Origin of the sequence: [Phormidium] sp. LEGE 05292 (genome assembly GCF_015207735.1) — a bacterium.
Lineage (GTDB): Bacteria > Cyanobacteriota > Cyanobacteriia > Cyanobacteriales > Aerosakkonemataceae > Floridanema.
The window spans coordinates 1-3507 of sequence record NZ_JADEWG010000284.1 but is presented as its reverse complement, the minus strand read 5'-3'; the positions used below and the strand labels follow the sequence as shown (position 1 = coordinate 3507).

Sequence of the window (3507 nt, the reverse complement as noted above, 5' to 3'; positions counted from 1 at the left end):
CCAAACCCCTCCCCGTCCACAGGGAGGGGCTAATGATTAAGCGCAATTTTACAGAGAATTGGTATGAGTATGAGCAATTTAGCTCAGAAGATTCAAATCAACGGTGGTTGGAATCTTACTAGTAGTATACTGTAGTTACACTTAATTTTTTTATATATAAACCCATTCTTTAAGGTTTTTTCACGATAACTTCATTATTATCTCTGAAATATCAGCGAGCTTTGGTAGTCTTGGCGACATAAATTTAAGTATTTAAAGAGTTTAATTACATAATATTTCCTTTGCTAGACTTAGTAATAAATCAGTTTTCAGGAGATTATTAACACTTGTGGTGCGGAAGTTTCTTTTTTCCATAATAGTTGAGGTTGCATTGTTTAATGCAAATTAACTGATATAACCAAAAGAAAAAGGTAAAAGATGGAGTATATTTTTCTTTTCTTTTACCTTTCCTTTGATTATTTTTTCCAGTCCCCAGTACCTAGTCCCTAATCATCAATTACTCGCTATAATCTGACATCGGTAAACAGGAACAAACAAAATTACGATCGCCAAAAGCGTTATCAATTCTGCTGACAGGAGGCCAATATTTGTATTCTTTTAACCAAGGTGTTGGGTAAGCAGCTTGGGTGCGAGAATAAGGGCGATTCCAATCATCAGTAATTAAAGTTTCTGCGGTATGAGGTGCATTTTTCAGGACATTATTTTCCGCATCAACTTTGCCTGTTTCAATCTCGGCAATTTCCTGACGAATGGCAATCATGGCATCACAGAAACGGTCTAATTCTGCTTTCGATTCGCTTTCCGTTGGTTCTACCATTACTGTACCTGCAACAGGCCAAGAAACGGTAGGGGCATGAAAACCATAATCCATTAATCGTTTAGCGATGTCATCTACTTCTATGGCAGCAGATTTTTTGAGCGATCGCAAATCCAAAATACACTCATGCGCCACCAAACCATGATTTCCCTTGTACAAAACTGGGTAATAATCTTGCAAACGACGCGCCATATAATTAGCATTAAGAATTGCCACTTTCGTCGCTTCAGTTAACCCTTCTCCGCCCATCATAGCGATGTACATCCAAGAAATTGGCAGGATACTAGCACTACCCCAAGGCGCAGCAGAAACCGCACCTATTCCAGTTTTTTCTCCTATTTTTACTACAGAATGACTGGGTAAGAAAGGTACTAAATGAGATGATACTGCGATCGGACCCATTCCGGGGCCTCCGCCGCCATGAGGAATACAGAAAGTTTTGTGTAAGTTCAAATGGCAAACATCAGCACCAAAATCTCCCGGACGACATAAACCTACTTGGGCATTCATATTAGCCCCATCCATATAAACTTGTCCGCCGTGAGAGTGAACTATTTCACAAATCTCTTTAATTTCTGACTCAAAAACCCCGTGAGTAGAAGGATAAGTCACCATTAAAGCGGCTAATTCTTTACTGTGTTTTTCTGCCTTGTTTTTCAGATCCGCAACATCAATATTTCCCTGTTCATCGCAATTAATAGGCACAACTTTTAAGCCACACATTACCGCACTAGCTGGGTTGGTGCCATGTGCAGATTGGGGAATTAAACAAACATTGCGATGATTTTCTCCCCGACTTTCGTGATACTTGCGAATTACTAAAAGTCCAGCATATTCACCTTGAGAACCCGCATTTGGTTGCAGAGAAACTGCGGCAAAACCTGTAATTTCTGCCAACCATTCTTCTAATTGCTGGAACATCACTTGATAACCCTTAGTTTGGGAAAGGGGTGCAAAGGGGTGAATTTTACCAAATTCTCCCCAAGTTACCGGAATCATTTCCGCTGTTGCGTTTAACTTCATTGTACAAGAACCCAAGGGAATCATTGAAGTTGTCAATGATAAATCTTTGGCTTGCAAACGATGAAGATAACGCAATAATTCAGTTTCCGAATGATACTGGTTAAAGACGGGGTGAGTTAGGTAATTGCTAGTACGAGTTAAAGAGTTTTGAATTTTGTTAGCGTAGCGGTGCGTAGCACGTTTTGAGTTTTGAGTTACCCGTTTATCGATGAATTCTTCCGAATCGAAAGGTAATTTTTCTCCTAGTGCGAAGGTTCTCCAAAGGTCTTCTAAATGTTTGATGGTGGTAGTTTCATCTAAAGAAATGCCTACCTTTTGCTCATCAAAAACTCGGAGGTTAATTTGCTGGACTTCCGCAGCTTGAAGAATTTCTGTTAAACTGCGACTTCCCAATTCTACGCAAATCGTATCAAAGAAATATTCCCCAGTAATTTTGTAACCTAACTGCTTTAACCCTTCAGCTAAAATGGTTGTTAACTGATGAATATTTTCCGCAATTCGCTTTAGTCCCGCCGCACCATGATAAACCGCATACATACTAGCAATTACGGCTAATAAAACTTGGGCAGTACAAATATTGCTTGTCGCTTTTTCACGACGGATATGCTGTTCGCGAGTTTGCAATGCTAAACGTAAAGCTGGTTTTCCATTAGCATCTTTAGAAACACCAACAATTCTGCCGGGAACTTGGCGTTTAAACTCTTCTTTGGTGGCGAAATAGGCAGCGTGAGGGCCACCATAACCTAAAGGTACGCCAAAACGCTGGGTATTTCCTACTGCAATATCAGCACCGAATTCGCCAGGGGGAGTGAGTAAAGTTAAGCTTAAAATATCTGCGACTACTGTGATTAAAGCACCAACTTTATGGGCTTGTTCGATGAATTTGCGGTAATCATAAATAGTGCCATCGGTTGCGGGATATTGCAGTAACGCACCGAAAATTGGTTGGTCAAAGGCGAAATTTTCATGGTTGCCAACAATCACTTCAATTCCCAAAGGATTGGCGCGAGTTTGCACTACTTCAATTGTTTGGGGATGGCAATCTTGGGAAACGAAAAAAGCTTTTGCTTTATTTTTAGCTACACCATAACTTAAGGTCATAGCTTCAGCAGCGGCGGTAGCTTCATCTAACAAAGAAGCGTTAGCAATTTCCAAACCTGTTAATTCAATAATCATGGTTTGAAAATTTAATAAGGCTTCTAATCTTCCTTGGGCAATTTCTGCTTGGTAAGGAGTATAAGCAGTGTACCAACCAGGATTTTCTAAAATGTTTCTCAGAATAACAGGCGGGGTAATGCAATCAGAATAACCCATGCCAATAAAAGAGCGAAATATCTGATTTTTAGAGGCAATTTCTTTTAAATTAGCAAGGGCAGTATATTCACTTTGGGCAGGAGGTAATTGTAATGGACGAGAGATACGAATTGCTTGGGGAATAGTTTTTTCTATCAATTCATCTAAGCTGGAAAATCCCAATAATTCCAGCATTTGTTTAATTTCTTCCGGGCTAGGGCCAATATGCCTGCTAGCAAAATTATCTGTTTGTCCCACTTGAGGGCTAGACTTGGTAGAAGGGCTCGAAGTTGCCACCTAATGATTCTCCACGATCGACTTTATTAAGTTTTAACAAGTATTTGTCGTCAAGGGGGCGGGGGGCAGAGGGGCAG

The 3507-nt window shown here is 40.2% G+C and carries 1 protein-coding gene; it reads right to left on the bottom strand.

The annotated features are described in order from the left end of the window. Window positions 1-496: 496 nt before the first annotated feature. Complete coding sequence (gcvP, locus tag IQ264_RS31880) at window positions 497-3430, bottom strand: aminomethyl-transferring glycine dehydrogenase (RefSeq protein ID WP_193986667.1); 2934 nt, start codon at window positions 3428-3430, stop codon at window positions 497-499. Window positions 3431-3507: the final 77 nt, after the last annotated feature.